This window comes from Pseudomonas entomophila (genome assembly GCF_029193575.1).
GTDB classification, from domain to species: domain Bacteria; phylum Pseudomonadota; class Gammaproteobacteria; order Pseudomonadales; family Pseudomonadaceae; genus Aquipseudomonas; species Aquipseudomonas entomophila_G.
In genome coordinates this window covers 21,674-35,719 of sequence record NZ_JARGCS010000024.1, presented here as the reverse complement: position 1 = coordinate 35,719, position 14,046 = coordinate 21,674, and the positions used below count along the sequence as shown (strand labels likewise).

At 63.8% G+C, this 14,046-nt stretch carries 13 protein-coding genes; 1 reads left to right on the top strand and 12 read right to left on the bottom strand.

Annotation, left to right across the window (positions count from 1 at the left end):
* Positions 1-14: 14 nt before the first annotated feature.
* The 3 genes from P0Y43_RS11325 to P0Y43_RS11315 form a co-directional block, all read right to left on the bottom strand.
* Entirely contained in the window at positions 15-1,586 is a 1,572-nt protein-coding gene (locus P0Y43_RS11325) for an ABC transporter substrate-binding protein (protein WP_275637352.1), read from the bottom strand.
* A gap of 64 nt (positions 1,587-1,650) precedes the next feature.
* Positions 1,651-2,511: an ABC transporter permease gene (locus P0Y43_RS11320; RefSeq protein ID WP_275637351.1), complete on the bottom strand. Its 861-nt coding sequence runs from the start codon at positions 2,509-2,511 to the stop codon at positions 1,651-1,653.
* A 10-nt stretch (positions 2,512-2,521) separates the two neighbouring features.
* A complete protein-coding gene (locus tag P0Y43_RS11315; protein ID WP_275637350.1) occupies positions 2,522-3,442 on the bottom strand; it encodes an ABC transporter permease in 921 nt (306 codons plus the stop codon).
* 186 nt (positions 3,443-3,628) lie between these two features.
* Here P0Y43_RS11315 and P0Y43_RS11310 point away from each other — a divergent pair, with 186 nt between their 5' ends.
* A complete protein-coding gene (locus P0Y43_RS11310; protein WP_275637349.1) occupies positions 3,629-4,525 on the top strand; it encodes a LysR substrate-binding domain-containing protein in 897 nt (298 codons plus the stop codon).
* A 48-nt stretch (positions 4,526-4,573) separates the two neighbouring features.
* On the opposite strand, the gene P0Y43_RS11305 is transcribed toward P0Y43_RS11310, so the two are convergent.
* The 9 genes from P0Y43_RS11305 to P0Y43_RS11265 form a co-directional block, all read right to left on the bottom strand.
* The gene (locus tag P0Y43_RS11305; protein ID WP_275637348.1) at positions 4,574-5,395 is read right to left on the bottom strand and encodes an EndoS/ChiA family endoglycosidase; all 822 of its coding nucleotides are present in this window, start codon (positions 5,393-5,395) and stop codon (positions 4,574-4,576) included.
* 195 nt (positions 5,396-5,590) lie between these two features.
* Entirely contained in the window at positions 5,591-7,048 is a 1,458-nt protein-coding gene (locus tag P0Y43_RS11300) for an N-acyl-D-amino-acid deacylase family protein (RefSeq protein ID WP_275637347.1), read from the bottom strand.
* Position 7,049: 1 nt separating this feature from the next.
* Complete coding sequence (locus tag P0Y43_RS11295; RefSeq protein ID WP_275637346.1) at positions 7,050-7,910, bottom strand: MurR/RpiR family transcriptional regulator; 861 nt, start codon at positions 7,908-7,910, stop codon at positions 7,050-7,052.
* 11 nt (positions 7,911-7,921) lie between these two features.
* Positions 7,922-9,271: a gluconate:H+ symporter gene (locus P0Y43_RS11290; RefSeq protein WP_275637345.1), complete on the bottom strand. Its 1,350-nt coding sequence runs from the start codon at positions 9,269-9,271 to the stop codon at positions 7,922-7,924.
* 275 nt (positions 9,272-9,546) lie between these two features.
* On the bottom strand, positions 9,547-10,482 hold the full coding sequence (locus P0Y43_RS11285) for a sugar kinase (protein WP_275637344.1): 936 nt from the start codon (positions 10,480-10,482) through the stop codon (positions 9,547-9,549).
* A 91-nt stretch (positions 10,483-10,573) separates the two neighbouring features.
* Complete coding sequence (locus tag P0Y43_RS11280) at positions 10,574-11,791, bottom strand: amino acid deaminase (protein WP_275637343.1); 1,218 nt, start codon at positions 11,789-11,791, stop codon at positions 10,574-10,576.
* A gap of 37 nt (positions 11,792-11,828) precedes the next feature.
* Positions 11,829-12,593 carry an IclR family transcriptional regulator gene (locus P0Y43_RS11275; RefSeq protein ID WP_275637342.1) on the bottom strand — a complete coding sequence of 255 codons (765 nt, stop codon included), beginning with the start codon at positions 12,591-12,593 and terminating at the stop codon, positions 11,829-11,831.
* Positions 12,594-12,690: 97 nt separating this feature from the next.
* Positions 12,691-13,080 carry a RidA family protein gene (locus P0Y43_RS11270; RefSeq protein ID WP_275637341.1) on the bottom strand — a complete coding sequence of 130 codons (390 nt, stop codon included), beginning with the start codon at positions 13,078-13,080 and terminating at the stop codon, positions 12,691-12,693.
* 415 nt (positions 13,081-13,495) lie between these two features.
* Positions 13,496-14,038 carry a single-stranded DNA-binding protein gene (locus P0Y43_RS11265; protein WP_275637340.1) on the bottom strand — a complete coding sequence of 181 codons (543 nt, stop codon included), beginning with the start codon at positions 14,036-14,038 and terminating at the stop codon, positions 13,496-13,498.
* Positions 14,039-14,046: the final 8 nt, after the last annotated feature.

The following is a 14,046-nucleotide window of genomic DNA, read 5'->3' as shown; positions in this document are numbered from 1 at the left end:
GGTCGTATCACCGCTCAATTCAGTTGTACGTTCTTGAAATCGAGAGTCCCTTCGTAGTCGACGACGAGACCTTTCATACCTTTGCGCAGCCCGATGATCTGTTCCTGGTCGAACAACGGCAGGCTGTTGGGGTCCTGTTCCCAGAGGATCTGCTGGATGCGCCCGTACAAGCCCAGGCGCGTGGGCTCGTCCAGCTCACGGGCGGCGCGTTGCAGCAGGCTGTCGACCTCGGCGTTGCTGTAGCCGGTGAGGTTCTGCGCATCGCCCGTCACCAGCTTGCGGCGCAGACGGATGTCGGCGTCGGAGATGCCGGTGCCGAGCAGCCACATGTCGGCGTCGTTGGAGCCTTTGCCGGTGCCCTTGCCAGGCTCCGGGCGGTACAGGCTCTTCTGGTAGGTCGCCCACTCCCAGACCTTGAACTCGGTCTTCAGGCCCACCGCGTTGAGGTAGCCCTGCACCACCTCGGCCACCTGGCGGTCCTTGGGGTAGCGACCGGCAGGGGTCCACATCACCACGGTGCCGGGGTAGCCACCTGGGTAGACCTGCTCGATCAGGCGCCGGGCAGCAGCCGGGTCGTACTTCACCGGAGCGAAGGTGCGGCGCGCCTGGGTGCCTTCGGGGAACGGGCTGATGGGCACCTTGCCGTAGCCGAGCAGCACCTTGTTCACCAGGGCGTCGCGGTCGATGGCCATGCTCACCGCCTGGCGCATGCGCACGTCGTCGAATGGCGGGCGGGTGAGGTTCAGTTCGAAGAACACCTGGAAGGTGCTGGGCACCCGCAGCAGGTCCGACTTGTTCAGCGCCTTGAGCTCGATGGCCGCTTCCGGCGAAAGGTCGGCGGCGACGTCGGCATTGCGCGTGCGCAACTCGATCACCCGCGAGGAGTCTTCGCGCACCGGGCGGAACACGATCGTCTCGGGCTTGCCGGCGGCACCGAAGAACGCCGGGTTGCGCGCCAGCACCGTGTGGTCGTTGGGGATCCAGCGCACGAAGCGGTAGGGCCCGGTGCCGACCGGGTGGTGGCCGTAGGCGCGCCCGTACTTGGTCACCGCCGCCGGGCTGTTCATTGCCGACGAGGGTTTGGCCAGCAGCTCCAACATCGTCGGCGACGGGTTGGCGGTGGTGATGCGCACCTGGTCCGGCGCCAGCGCCTCGACCGCGGTGATGTCGGTGTAGTACGAGCGGTGCGGCGAGCCCAACTGGGCGGCGCGGATGCGCTCGAGGTTGAACTTCACCGCCTGGGCGTCGAAGTCGGTGCCGTCGTGGAACTTCACGCCCTGGCGCAGGGTGAAGGTCCATTGCCGGCCGTCCTCGGAACGGACCCAGGACAGCGCCAGCTCCGGAATCAGGCGGTCGCGGTTCTGCCCTTCCCAGTTCACCAGGCGGTTGAACAGGTGGTCGAGCACGTTGTACGACGGCACGCTGCGCGACACCGCAGGGTCCAGGGTGTCGACGTCGGACCCTTGCACGAAGGTCAGCGTTTGCAGGTCCTGCGCGCTGGCCGCGGCGGGGCCGAGGGCCGGGCATGCGAGGATGCCCAGCAGCAAAGCACGGACGAATTGCGTCTTGAAGCCTGTGCGCTCCATGATCGTTTCTCGCTTGCTAGAGGTTTTATTCCACCCGGCGCGGCCTGGCCGCACCGGGGACGTGTCAGGCGTTGCGCGACTTGGGGTCGATGTAGTCGCGCAGGGCATCGCCGACGATGTTGAAGCTCAGGATGGTCAGCACCAGCGCACACCCCGGGGCGATCAGCACGTACGGGTGGGTGGTCAGCAATGGCCGCGACTCGGCGATCATCGCGCCCCACTCCGGCGTCGGCGGGGGTGGCCCGAGCCCGAGGAAGCTCAGCCCGGAGCCGATCAGGATGGCTTCGGCGAGCGACACGGTGGCCTGGATGATCACCAGCGAGCCGATGTTCGGCAGGATGTGCACCCGCAGCAGGCGCAGGTCGCCCACGCCAATGGACTTCGAGGCCAGCACGAACTCGCGCTTGGCCAGCGCCATCACTGGCCCGGCGAAGAACCGCACGTAGATCGGGATGCTGGAGATGGCGATCGCCAGGGTCAGGCTGAGAATGCTGTTGCCGGCCACGGTGATCACCAGAATCGCCACCAGGGTGCGCGGGAAAGCGATCATCGAGTCCATCACCCGCATGACCAGCCCCGACAACGGGCCGTTGTAGTAGCCACACGCGGCACCGACCGCCACGCCCACCAGCATGGCGATGCCAACGCTGGCCACCGCGACGATCAGGGTGATCCGCGCGCCCCACAGCACCCGCCCGAGCAGGTCGCGCCCAAGCTGGTCGGTGCCCAGCCAGAACGCGCTGCCGGGTTCGATCAATGAGCGCGACAGGTGGATGCGAGTGACCGCGTCCCAGTCGAAGAACAGCGGTGCGCCGATTGCCGCCAGCACCATCAGCAGGATCACCCCGGTCGCGCCCAGGGCGAACCAGCGCTTCCTGGCGATGAGGAAGCCGATGAAACCGAGGCGGGATGCTTTGCGAGGCATGGGGCGTGCCTCAGTTGTAGGTGATGCGAGGGTCGAGGATGCCATATGCGAGATCCACAATCAGGTTGACGACAACGACCAGCGCGGCGAATACCAGGACGGTTCCTTGAACCACATAGATATCGCGGGCCATGATCGCATCTATCAGGAAGCGTCCCATGCCAGGCCAGGCAAACACGGTTTCAACAATTACCGCGCCACCGAGCAATCTTCCAAAGTCCATGCCGAATACCGTCACCAAAGGAATAGCGGCATTGGAAAGTGCATGTTTCAGTACAACTTTATAATTCGGCACACCTTTGGCGTAGGCCGTCCTTATATAGTCTTCCTGCAAGACATCCATCATCGTCGAGCGGGCCAGCCGGGAGAACGTGGCGATATACGGCAGGCCCAGGGTAACGGCCGGCAGTATCAGGTGCTGGAAGCCTCCACGGCCGGTCGGCGGCAGCCAGCCGAGGCTGGCGGAGAACACCGACATGAGGATCAACCCGAGCAGGAAGCCCGGCATCGAGATGCCCAGCACCGCAAGGGTGGTCAGCGAGCTGTCGAGCACGCCACGCGGGCGCAGCGCCGCGATGATGCCCAGCGGCACGCCGATCAGCACGGCCAGCAGCATGCCGGCGGCGGTCAGTTCAAGGGTGGCTGGCAGCGTGCGGGCGATGCCTTCGAGCACCGGGGTGAAGGTCTGGAACGACTCGCCCAGGTCGCCGCTGAGCACGTTCTTCACGTAGATCAGGTACTGCGTCACCAGGGGTTTATCCAACCCGTAGTTCTGCCGTATCTGCGCCACATCGGCTTCCGTGGCATCGGGCCCGGCGGCAAGTCGCGCCGGGTCGCCCGGAATGAAATGCAACACCAGAAAGACCACGATCGAAACACCCAACAACATGGGCAGCAGGAATAACAACCTGCGCATAGCATAATTAAGCACGATCAGCCCCTATTGTTTTAATTAACGGCGTTCATCTGCAAGTGTCGGCAAACTGTTAATCTGCAAACACCTGAACAAATAATCGCACGCCCTGGAAACCGCGCAATACGGCAACGGGTTGGACGCACATAATGAAATGTTATGCTGCCTCAGCCACACCCCGCGTTGCGCTCGCCGAGACCGAAGATGAAACTGAACCCGCGCCAGCTCGAAGCCTTTCGCACCGTGATGCTCACCGGCAGCATGACCATCGCCGCCGAGAGCCTGCGGGTGTCGCAACCCGCGGTGAGCCGCCTGATCCGTGACTTGGAGGTGGCGCTGTCGCTGCGCCTGTTTCGCCGTGAGGGCAACCGGCTGATCCCCAGCACCGAGGCGCAGTTCCTGTATGCCGAGGTGGACAAGTTCTACCAGGGTATCGAACGCATCGAGCGGGTGGCCGAAGACCTGATGACCTTGCGCACCGGCAGCCTGCGCATCGGCTCGATGAGCGCGCTGGGCCTGACCGTGGTGGCCGAGGGCGCGCGCCGCTTCGTACACGACCGCCCGGGCGTGCGCACCTCGCTGGATGTGCGCAACTCGATGAGCATCCTCGAGTTGGCCTCGGCGAATCAGTTGGATATCGGTTTCGTGCAGATTCCTTCCGGCGACTACCCGGGCCTGCAGTTGATCCGCCTGCCGCAGGTGGATGCGGTGTGTGTGATGCGCAGCGACGACCCGCTGGCCGAGCATGAGGTGCTGAGCCTCGACGACCTGCACGGCCAGCGCCTGATTTCGCTGAACCCGAACAACCCCTTGCAGCGCCGGCTGGACGCGGCGCTGGAGGCGCGGGGCGTGGTGGGCGTGAGTTCGGTGGACACCACCTCGGCGCACTTCGCCTGCAACATGGTCTCGGGGGGCTTTGGCGTGACGGTATGCGACCCGTTCACCGCGTCCTATTCGAAGTACCCGGGCATCACCTACCGCAAGCTGGAACAGTCGGTGCCGTTCGAGGTGTCGATGGTGTTTCCGGGGCACCAACAGCGCTCGAAACTGGCGTCGGACTTCATGGGGATCATGGAGCAGATCTTCAAAGCGCCGGTTTAAGGCATCGCCTGAAAACGCCCGCGGCAATCGCGCGGGCATCAGCGGGTATCAGCGACTGAGCTGCTTGAGCCGCCGGGTCCAGCTGTAGTCGGTGGGTTGCAGGTTGTCATCGCCCTCGGCAACGCCGTCACGGTCGACGGCATAGGAGAAAATCCCTGCCTTGTTGCCTTGGCGCGGAACCCATTCGGCGTATTGGCGCGCCCTGCTGCTGTCGACGTCAGCGCCGGTATCACCCCACCGGGTCCCACGCTCCTCGTAGAACGAGAAGCCGACCATGAATTTCTCCGGCGCCAGGAAACGCGCGAACAGCCTGTCGAAGTGTGCTTGCACTCGCTGCGGGCTCTGCCCATAAGCCTGGAACAGCAGATAGTCCAGGGAGGGCGCCAAGGCGCTCAGCAGCTCCATGTCACCCACTTCGCTGGTGTCGTAGATGAACAGTTTGCCGTCCTGCTTCAGCCGTTCGGCCAACAGCAGGGAGACGGCTTGCGCCTTGGCGCGCTGGGTGGGCGTCAGTTGTTTCTCGAGGTCGACGTCCAGCCCGTCCAGCCCGGCGACGCCGAGGAAACGCTGTTGCAGATGGTCCGCGAGGTCCTTGTAGCCTTGCGGCGAATCCGCAAAGTCGGGGTTGATCAGTTCATCGATGAACACCGTGCGCACGACCTTGATCTGCTTGGCATGCAGGGCCGGAATCAGTTCGCTCTCCAGCTTTTCCCAGAACAGCGGCGACTCCTCGCCGTTGGGAAACACGAAGGCGATATCCACTTCCTCGGGCAGGTTCGCCATGGAACAGTGGTTGCCCGCCACCCCGTTGGCCGTGTCGCGCCAGGATCGGAAGTAGCAGCCCATCAGGGGTTTGTGGTTTTGCGTCATGGCCAGCTCCGTTCGGCACAAGTAAGGAGCCGCCATTCAAACCAGCCCCTGCGTGCCAGACAAAGCTGAAGGGCTTCCACACCCGGCGCCCACGAATGAGCGCCTAGCAGAAAACCGCCTGCCGCCAACGGTAACCGACAGGCCATGAAGACCGTCGACGTATCACCTCACGGTACTGCAATTGACCTTTGCCCGTTACCTGAAACCCGCGCGCAAATCCCCCTCCCGTGCCAGGAAGCGCCCCTCCCTTCTACCGTTCGCCTGGCCTTCGCTGTAACTCAGCACACCATTGATCCATACCCCATCGATCCCTTCCGCCGCGCGCTGCGGACGCTGGAAATCCGCCACGTCGCGGATGCTCAGCGGGTCGAACAACACCAAGTCCGCCCAATGCCCTACACGAATCTCGCCACGTTCCTTCAAGCCAAAGCGTGACGCAGACAACCCCGTCATCTTGTGCACCGCGGTATGCAGTGGGAAAAGCCCCACATCACGGCTGAAATGCCCAAGCACCCGGGGGAACGCGCCCCACAAGCGCGGGTGCGGGAATGGGTCCTCGGGCAGGCCGTCAGAACCCACCATGGACAGCGGATGGGCGAGGATTCGTCGCACATCCGCCTCGTCCATGCCGTAGTACACCGCGCCTGCCGGTTGCAAGCGTTGGGCAGCGTCGAGCAACGGCACGCCCCATTCGGCGGCGATGTCTATCAGGTCGCGGCCGCCCACCTCGGGATGCGGTGTGGACCAGGTGATGGTGATGCGATGGGCGTCGGTGACTTGCTTGAGGTCCAGGGTCGATGAACTGGCCGCATAGGGATAGCAATCGCAGCCCACCGGGTGGCTTGTCGCGGCCTGCTCAAGGGCCGCCAACAACTGCGGGCTACGGCCCCAGTTACCGACACCGGCGCATTTGAGGTGGGAAATGATCACCGGAGATTTCGCGTGGCGGCCGATCTGGAACGCTTCGTCCATGGCCTCCAGCACCGGTTCGAATTCGCTGCGCAGATGGGTGGTATAGACCGCGCCGAATGCGCTCAGCTCTTCGGTCAGTTGCATGACTTCATCGGTCGACGCCGAGAACGCGCTGGCATACGCCAGGCCTGTGGATAACCCCAATGCGCCGGCCTCCAGGCTTTCACGCAGTTGCTCGCGCATCGCGCTGATTTCGCCCGCCGTGGCGGTGCGGAACAGGTCATCCAGGTGGTTGCTGCGCAACGCCGTGTGGCCGACCAGCGCGGCGACGTTCAAGGTGGTGTTGGCCGCCTCGACCGCGGCGCGGTAGTCGCTGAAGGTGGGGTAGACGAACGCCGCGGCGCTGCCGAGCAGGTTCATCGGGTCCGGCGGGTTGCCCTTCAGCGTCACTGGCGCCGCGCTGATCCCGCAATTGCCGACGATCACCGTGGTCACACCCTGGCTGAGCTTGGGCAGCATCTGCGGCTGGCGGATGACGACGGTGTCGTCATGGGTGTGCACGTCGATGAACCCCGGGGCCAGCACGCGGCCGCCGGCATCGATTTCGTCGTCGGCGACAGCATCGCGCAGGTCGCCGATGCGCGCGATGCGGCCGTTCAGGATCGCCACGTCGGCGGGGTAGCCAGGGGCGTCGCTGCCGTCGATGACCAGGGCGTTGCGAATCAGCGTGTCGTACTTCATGTCAGTCTCCCAGCGGCAAGTGGTCGTCGCCGCCGCGGTAGTCGTCGAGGGCGAGCTTGATTCGCCGCAGACGCTCTTGATTGTCTTCGGGGTTGGCCAGGGCCAGCTCGGTGGCCAGCACGTCGATCGCCAGCAGCATGCCGTAGCGCGCCGCGGTCGGCTTGTAGATGAAGGAGGTCTCGGCGCTTTGCAGGGGCAACAACACGTCGGCCAGTTGCGCCAGCGGCGAGTCGGCCCGGGTGATGGCCAGAATGCGCGCGCCATAGCTGCGAGCCAGCTCCACGGCCTCTAGCAGTTCCGGGGTAATGCCGGTCAGCGAGCAAGCGATCACCGCGTGTTCACCAGTGAGGCTGGCAGCGGTGACACGCATCATCACCGGGTCATGCCACACCGCGATCGGGTAGCCGAGCCGCACCAGCCGCACTTGCAGTTCATCGCTGCACAAGGTCGAGCAGCCGCCCATGCCGAACGCGTGAATCATCCGCGCCTTGCCCAGGGTTTTCACCGCATCGGCGAAGCGCGACTCGTCGAAACCCGCCAAGTGCTGACGCAAGGTCGATTCGACGTCACCGACAATCTGCCCGTAGAACGCCGACTGCTCGGGCGTACCCGCCGGGTCGAGGAAACGGCTGCCGACGCCGCTGGCCTGGGCCAGTTGCAGGCGCAAGTCACGCAAGTCGCGACACCCCACCGTGCGGGCGAACCGCGACAGGGTGGCGGTGCTGACTGCCGCCCGCCCCGCCAATTCATCGAGGCTGGCAGACGCGGCGAAGCCTACGTCGTCGAGCATCAGCCGCGCGATGCGCCCTTCGCCAGCGCTGAAGGAATCCTGGCGGACGCGGATCTGGTAGAGGATGTCCATGGTGGCTCCAGCTATAGCAGGTAAGAAAGGCCCACGGTCAAACCAAACGCGACCACTGAAATAATCGTTTCGAGCACGGTCCAGGTCTTGAAGGTCTGGGCGACGGACATGTTGAAGTATTCCTTGATCAACCAGAAGCCGCCGTCATTGACGTGGGAAAAAATCACCGACCCTGCACCGGTCGCCAACACCAGCAATTCCGGGTGTGGATAACCCAGCCCAATCGCTACCGGCGCGACGATCCCCGACGCCGTGGTCATCGCCACCGTTGCCGAACCTGTGGCGATGCGCATCAGTGCAGCGAACAGCCAGCCCATGATCAGCGGCGACAGGTGAAACGCGTGGGCCAGGCCGACCACCTGGTCGGTAACCCCGGCGTCCACCAGGATCTTGTTCAGGCCGCCGCCAGCGCCCACCAGCAAGGTGATGCTGGCGGTCGGCGCCAGGCATTCGTTGGTGAACTTGAGGATGGATTCACGATTGAAGCCTTGGGCGATACCAAGGGTCCAGAAACTCAGCAAGGTGGCCAGCAACAAGGCGATCACCGAGTTGCCGATGAACAGCAGGAACTGGTTGAAGCCGCTGCCCGGCGTGGAAATCAGGTTGGCCCAGCCGCCGATCAGCATCAACACCACCGGCAGCAGGATGGTCGCCATGGTGATGCCGAAACCCGGCAGGCTGTCGCGCGGTTCACGCTCGAGGAACTGCCGCTCCAGGGGGTTTTCCGCCGGCAGTTGGATGCGCGGCACGATGAGCCTGGCGTACAGCGGGCCGGCGATGATCGCCGTCGGCACGCCGATCAGGATCGCGTACATCAAGGTCTGCCCCACCGACGCCTGGTACACCTGTACCGCCAGCATCGCCGCCGGGTGCGGCGGCACCAACGCATGCACCACCGACAAGCCGGCGACCATCGGCAGGCCGACCATCAGGATCGACACCCCGACGCGTCGCGCCACGGTGAACGCAATCGGCACCAACAACACGAAACCGACTTCGAAGAACAGCGGCAGACCCACCAGGAACGCGATGCACACCATCGCCCAGTGCACGTTCTTCTCGCCGAAGCGCTCGATCAAGGTCAGTGCCACCCGCTCGGCACCGCCAGACTCGGCCATCATCTTGCCGAGCATCGTCCCCAGTGCCACCACCAGGGCGATATGGCCCAGGGTTTTGCCCACCCCGGCTTCGTACGCGCCCACCACGCCGGACGCCGGCATGCCGGACAGCAAGGCCAGACCGATGGAGACCAGGGTGATGACGATGAACGGATTGAGTCGGTAACGGGCGATCAGAACGATCAGCGCGATGATGGCGATAGCGGCATACACCAGCAGCCAATAGCCAGGGGACAGGGTCATGCGGTACTCCTCGAAAGGGTCACGTCGAATGGTTTGTGAAACTCATAAAACATTTCCTCTAACCGTTTTCAAACGACGTGAAACTAATTTTCGTCAGGAGGTAAGACTTGTCGTAAAGAGATATGGGAGGTCGCTATTTTTGAAATTCGGCCAGGGGTATTTTCATCACTCGCGCCATGCGCGATGGCCATCGCGTGCTCACGTAGGGCCAGCGATCTGGCCCGAAACGTGAGTTTGAGGGGTGAGGTTCAAGCCGCTACCGACGAGGTGGCCGCTCAGCCTCGGGGAATCAGTGCCCCCGGCTGCTGGATCACCCGACTCGCCAAGCGATGCCCTGCCGCCGCGGCCTCCACCGGGCTTGCACCCCGGAGCCGGCTGGCCAGGTACGCCGCGCTGAACGAATCCCCGGCCGCCGTGGTGTCCACCACCCGCTCGACGCGCTGCGCCGGAACGTCGAACGACGCGTCGCCACAGCGAATCAGACACGGCTCGGCGCCACGCTTGAGCACCACTTCAGGTGTGCCGATATGCTCGTAGGCCGCGAACACCGCCGCGCAATCAGCAAACTGGAACAGGGCCTGCTCATCGTCCACCGTCAACAGCGCCAGGTCGACATAGGCCAGGACCTCGCGGTACGCCACCCGGGCCTCCTCTACCGTGCGCCACAACCGTGGCCGGTAGTTGTTGTCGAAGACAACCCGCGCGCCCCGCTGTCGAGCCTCGACCAGCGTCTCGATGAGTTTTCTACGCCCTTGCTCACCCAGTACCGCCAGGGTGATGCCGCTGAAATACAGCACGTCGTAGTCCACCAGCGCCGCAAGCACCGGGGCCGCCGCGGGCGTGGTGAAGCACTCGCGCACGGCCGCCTCATTGCGCCAGTAGAGGAAACGACGCTCCCCCGAAGCATCCGTCTGGATGCAGTACAAACCGGGCAAACGCCCTGGTAGTCGCTGGACCATGCCCAGGCCGATACCTTCTTCGGACCAGCTCTGGCACATGGCATCGCTGAAACTGTCGTCGCCCAGCGCGGTGACGTAATCCACGGTGGCCCCGTCGCCCATTTCACGCGACAGGTAGACCGCGGTGTTCAGGGTGTCGCCGCCAAAGCTCTGTTGCAGACTGCCGTCAGCGCGCTGCTGCAACTCGATCATGCATTCGCCGATCAACGCGATGCGCGAGGAACCGGGGCCGAGTCTGCTGATGCTGTTCATGGTTGTGGGCTCTCGATCATTCTGCTGTTTCGGTGGTGATGGATAAGCGGCCATCGCGCGCACGACGATAGCCGCACTGCGATCGCTAACCTTAAAAACAGGTTTGCAGGCTTTCGATGACGTTCAACTGCTCATCCACCAGGCAACCGGTGCGCCACTTGTCGAAGGTCAGGCATGGGTGGGAGGTGCCGAACGAAATGATGTCGCCCACCCGCAATTGCACCTCCGGGGCTACGGTCATGAACGCATGTTGATCCATCACGGCCGTCACGCTGCAAGCACTGACGTCGTCGCCGACCGCCGGCACCACACCCGCCCGGTAGCGCAGCAATGGCACCGGCAGGCCCGCGTCGTACGCCACGTCGCGCTTGCCTAGCGCGATCACCGCAAAACCCGGCTCCGGCAAGGACTGCACATGAGCCCAGACTTCCAGCGCCGGGCGCAGGCCCTCGTGCAAGTCGCTACGACGATCGAGCACGCAGCATTGCGCTTGCTTGTAGATGCCATGGTCGTGCGCCACGTAACTGCCGGGACGCAGCACGCTGAGGAAACGCCCAGCGGCGTTCTGCGCTTCGAAGGACTCGGCGATCAGGTCATACCAGGCCGAGCCCGAAGCGGTGATGATCGGCTTGTCGATGGCGAAAGCCGCGCTGTCTTGCAGCTGTACGGCCAGGCGCACCAGGGACGCGGCGAACGCGCGAATGCCGCTGACCGCGTGGTCGCCGTGAATCACCCCCTCGTAGCCTTCGATACCGGTCAAGGCCAGGCCCGGCTGCGCCTTGATCGCTTCGGCCAGCGCCAGCACTTCGGCTTCGCTGCGGCAACCACAACGGCCGCCGACCACGCCGTATTCGATCATGACGTTCAGGCGCAGGCCGCGTGCGGCGAAAAACGCCCCGAGCTCGGCGACGTTGTCCGGGTGGTCGACCATGCAGTGGAAGTCGAATGCAGGGTCGGCCAGCAACTCGGCGATCAACGCCATGTTCGGCGCCCCCACCAATTGGTTGGCCATCAACACCCGGCGCACGCCATGGGCGTAGGCGGCGCGGGCCTGGACCGCAGTGGCCAGGGTGATGCCCCAGGCACCGGCGTCCAGTTGGCGACGGAACAATGCCGGCGTCATGCTGGTTTTGCCATGAGGTGCCAGTTGCGCCCCGCTGTTGCTGACGAACGACTGCATCCAGCGGATATTGTGCTCCAGCGCTTCGCGGTGCAGCACCAGCGCCGGCAGGCTGACGTCGCGCACCAGGCTTGCGCCGGGTTGGCCAGCGCCCTTTTCCACGGTGGCGATGTTCAAGGCAGAAGACATGCTCTCACTCCTCACGCGCAGCCGCGAACGGCCACGCTCATTCATTGATGCGACGGGCCAGGTTGTTGGCGCTTTCGATCAACACCCGGCGGTAGTCGTCGTAGTTGTTCTTGGCGTCGGCCCGTGGGGCGACGATGCACAGGGTCGCGATGGCCACGCCGTTCGGGTCTTTGACTGGCGCGGCGAAGCAATGGGTGAAGGTGTCGGCGACGCTATCGAAGGAAAAGAAACCCTCGCTGCCGGCCTGGCGGATTTCCTTGAGAAATCGCTCCAGCGGCAAGCGTTCGCCATCGGGCAGGATGAAGTCATCGTGGTCGATCAGGTCGACGATCGCCTGGTCGCTCAAGTGCGCCAGCAACAGACGCCCGGAGGCGGTCCAGGGGATGGGGGCGTTTTCGCCGATGTCCGAGGAAATGCGAAAATGCCGCTGCCCTTCCCGCATCAGCGCGACGGTGTACTTGCGCCCGTTGAGCAGGCACATCTGCGCGGTTTCGTGGGTCTGCCCGACGATTTCCTGCAGGGCGTGATCGGCCTCGCGCGTCAGGTCGAAATGCCGCAGGTGCGCCTGCCCGAGAAAATACAGCTGACGGCCGAGGTAGACATGGCCTTCCTTGCCCACCTGCTCCAGGATCCGTCGCTCCAGCAAGGACGCGACCAGTTCGTACACCGTGGATTTCGGACTGCCGATACCATTGGCGATGTCGTTCGGACGCAAGGGCTGGCCGACTTCCTTGAGGAAATCGAGGATATCGAACGCCCGGTCCAAGCCACGAGCCCGGCGTTTGATAGTGTCTTGGGTCATGTCAGTGGGTTCCCATGCTGAATCGTGCACAGATCGCGAGCTTTTGATCCCGCCCAGTCGACACCGCCACGGCAGTCTCTACAAGGGCCGCCGCGACTCAGCGCTTTTTCTTGTATGCGACGCAATCAATCTCGACCTTGCAGTCGACCATCATGTTGGCCTGCACGCAGGCACGAGCCGGTGCGTGCTCCGGGCGGAAGTACTCGGAAAAGACTTTGTTGAAGCTCCAGAAATCCCGTGGGTCTTCCAGCCATACGCCGGTGCGCACCACGTCTTCCAGGCCGTAGCCGGCCTCTTCGAGGATCGCGATCAAGTTGCGCATGGTCTGGTGCGTCTGCTCGACGATGCCGCCGTTAATGATTTCGCCGTCCACTGCGGGCACTTGACCCGACACGTACAGCCAGCCATCGGCTTCGACCGCGCGGGCGAAAGGACGGGGCTGGCCGCCACCGGCGGTGCTGCCCGTGCCATAACGAGTAATGCTCATGGGAGTTTCTCCTGGTTCGGAAGGTAAGGTTGCAAACCGTTCATCTCGTGGGGCACTGCCATACGCGCCACGGGAAGTCGCGCTGCATGACGGTATCTCACCATGATTCCGCTATAGCGGAATTAGATATGCAATAGCGGAATAGACGACAGAAAGTGTGCCACAGCCGAGAAAGGAAATCCCAGCGGCTTTCGAATATGAATGCATTGGGAGGGCGCACGCTGATGTGCGCACAGCGTCAAGACAAGTAGCGCGAGGGCAGTGCTACCGATAGCCACATGGGGCGTATACGCGCGACAGGCGGCCATCTGGCTAATAGGCCAACGAGACCAGGGACTACCCTCCCGAAAACGAGAAAGCCCCCGCAATGCGGGGGCTTTCAGCGTGGGCCTTACAACTGAGCCGCTATGGCTCGTTAGAACGGAATATCGTCATCGAAACTGTCGAAGTCCGCCGCCGGCTGCGGAGCCGGTTGCTGCGGCGCAGGACGCTGTGGCGCCTGCTGCGGGCGCGGTGCCTGCTGGCGTGGTGCCTGGTTGTACTGCTGCTGGCCACCGCCCTGATTGTAGTTGCCGCCACCCTGGTTGTACTGATCACCACCCTGCTGGCTCTGCGGGCGACCGCCCAGCAACTGCATGGTGCCGCCCATATCGACGATGATCTCGGTGGTGTAGCGCTTGATGCCGTCTTTTTCCCACTCGCGGGTTTGCAGTTTGCCTTCGATGTACACCTGCGAACCCTTGCGCAGGTATTCGCCGGCGATCTCGGCGACCTTGCCGAACAGGGAAACACGGTGCCACTCGGTGCGCTCGACCTTCTGGCCAGACTGCTTGTCGGTCCACTGCTCGCTGGTGGCCAGGCTCAGGTTGGTCACGGCGTTACCGTTGGGCAGGTAGCGGACTTCGGGATCCTGACCGCAGGTACCGACCAGAATGACTTTGTTAACCCCACGGGCCATAACGTTCT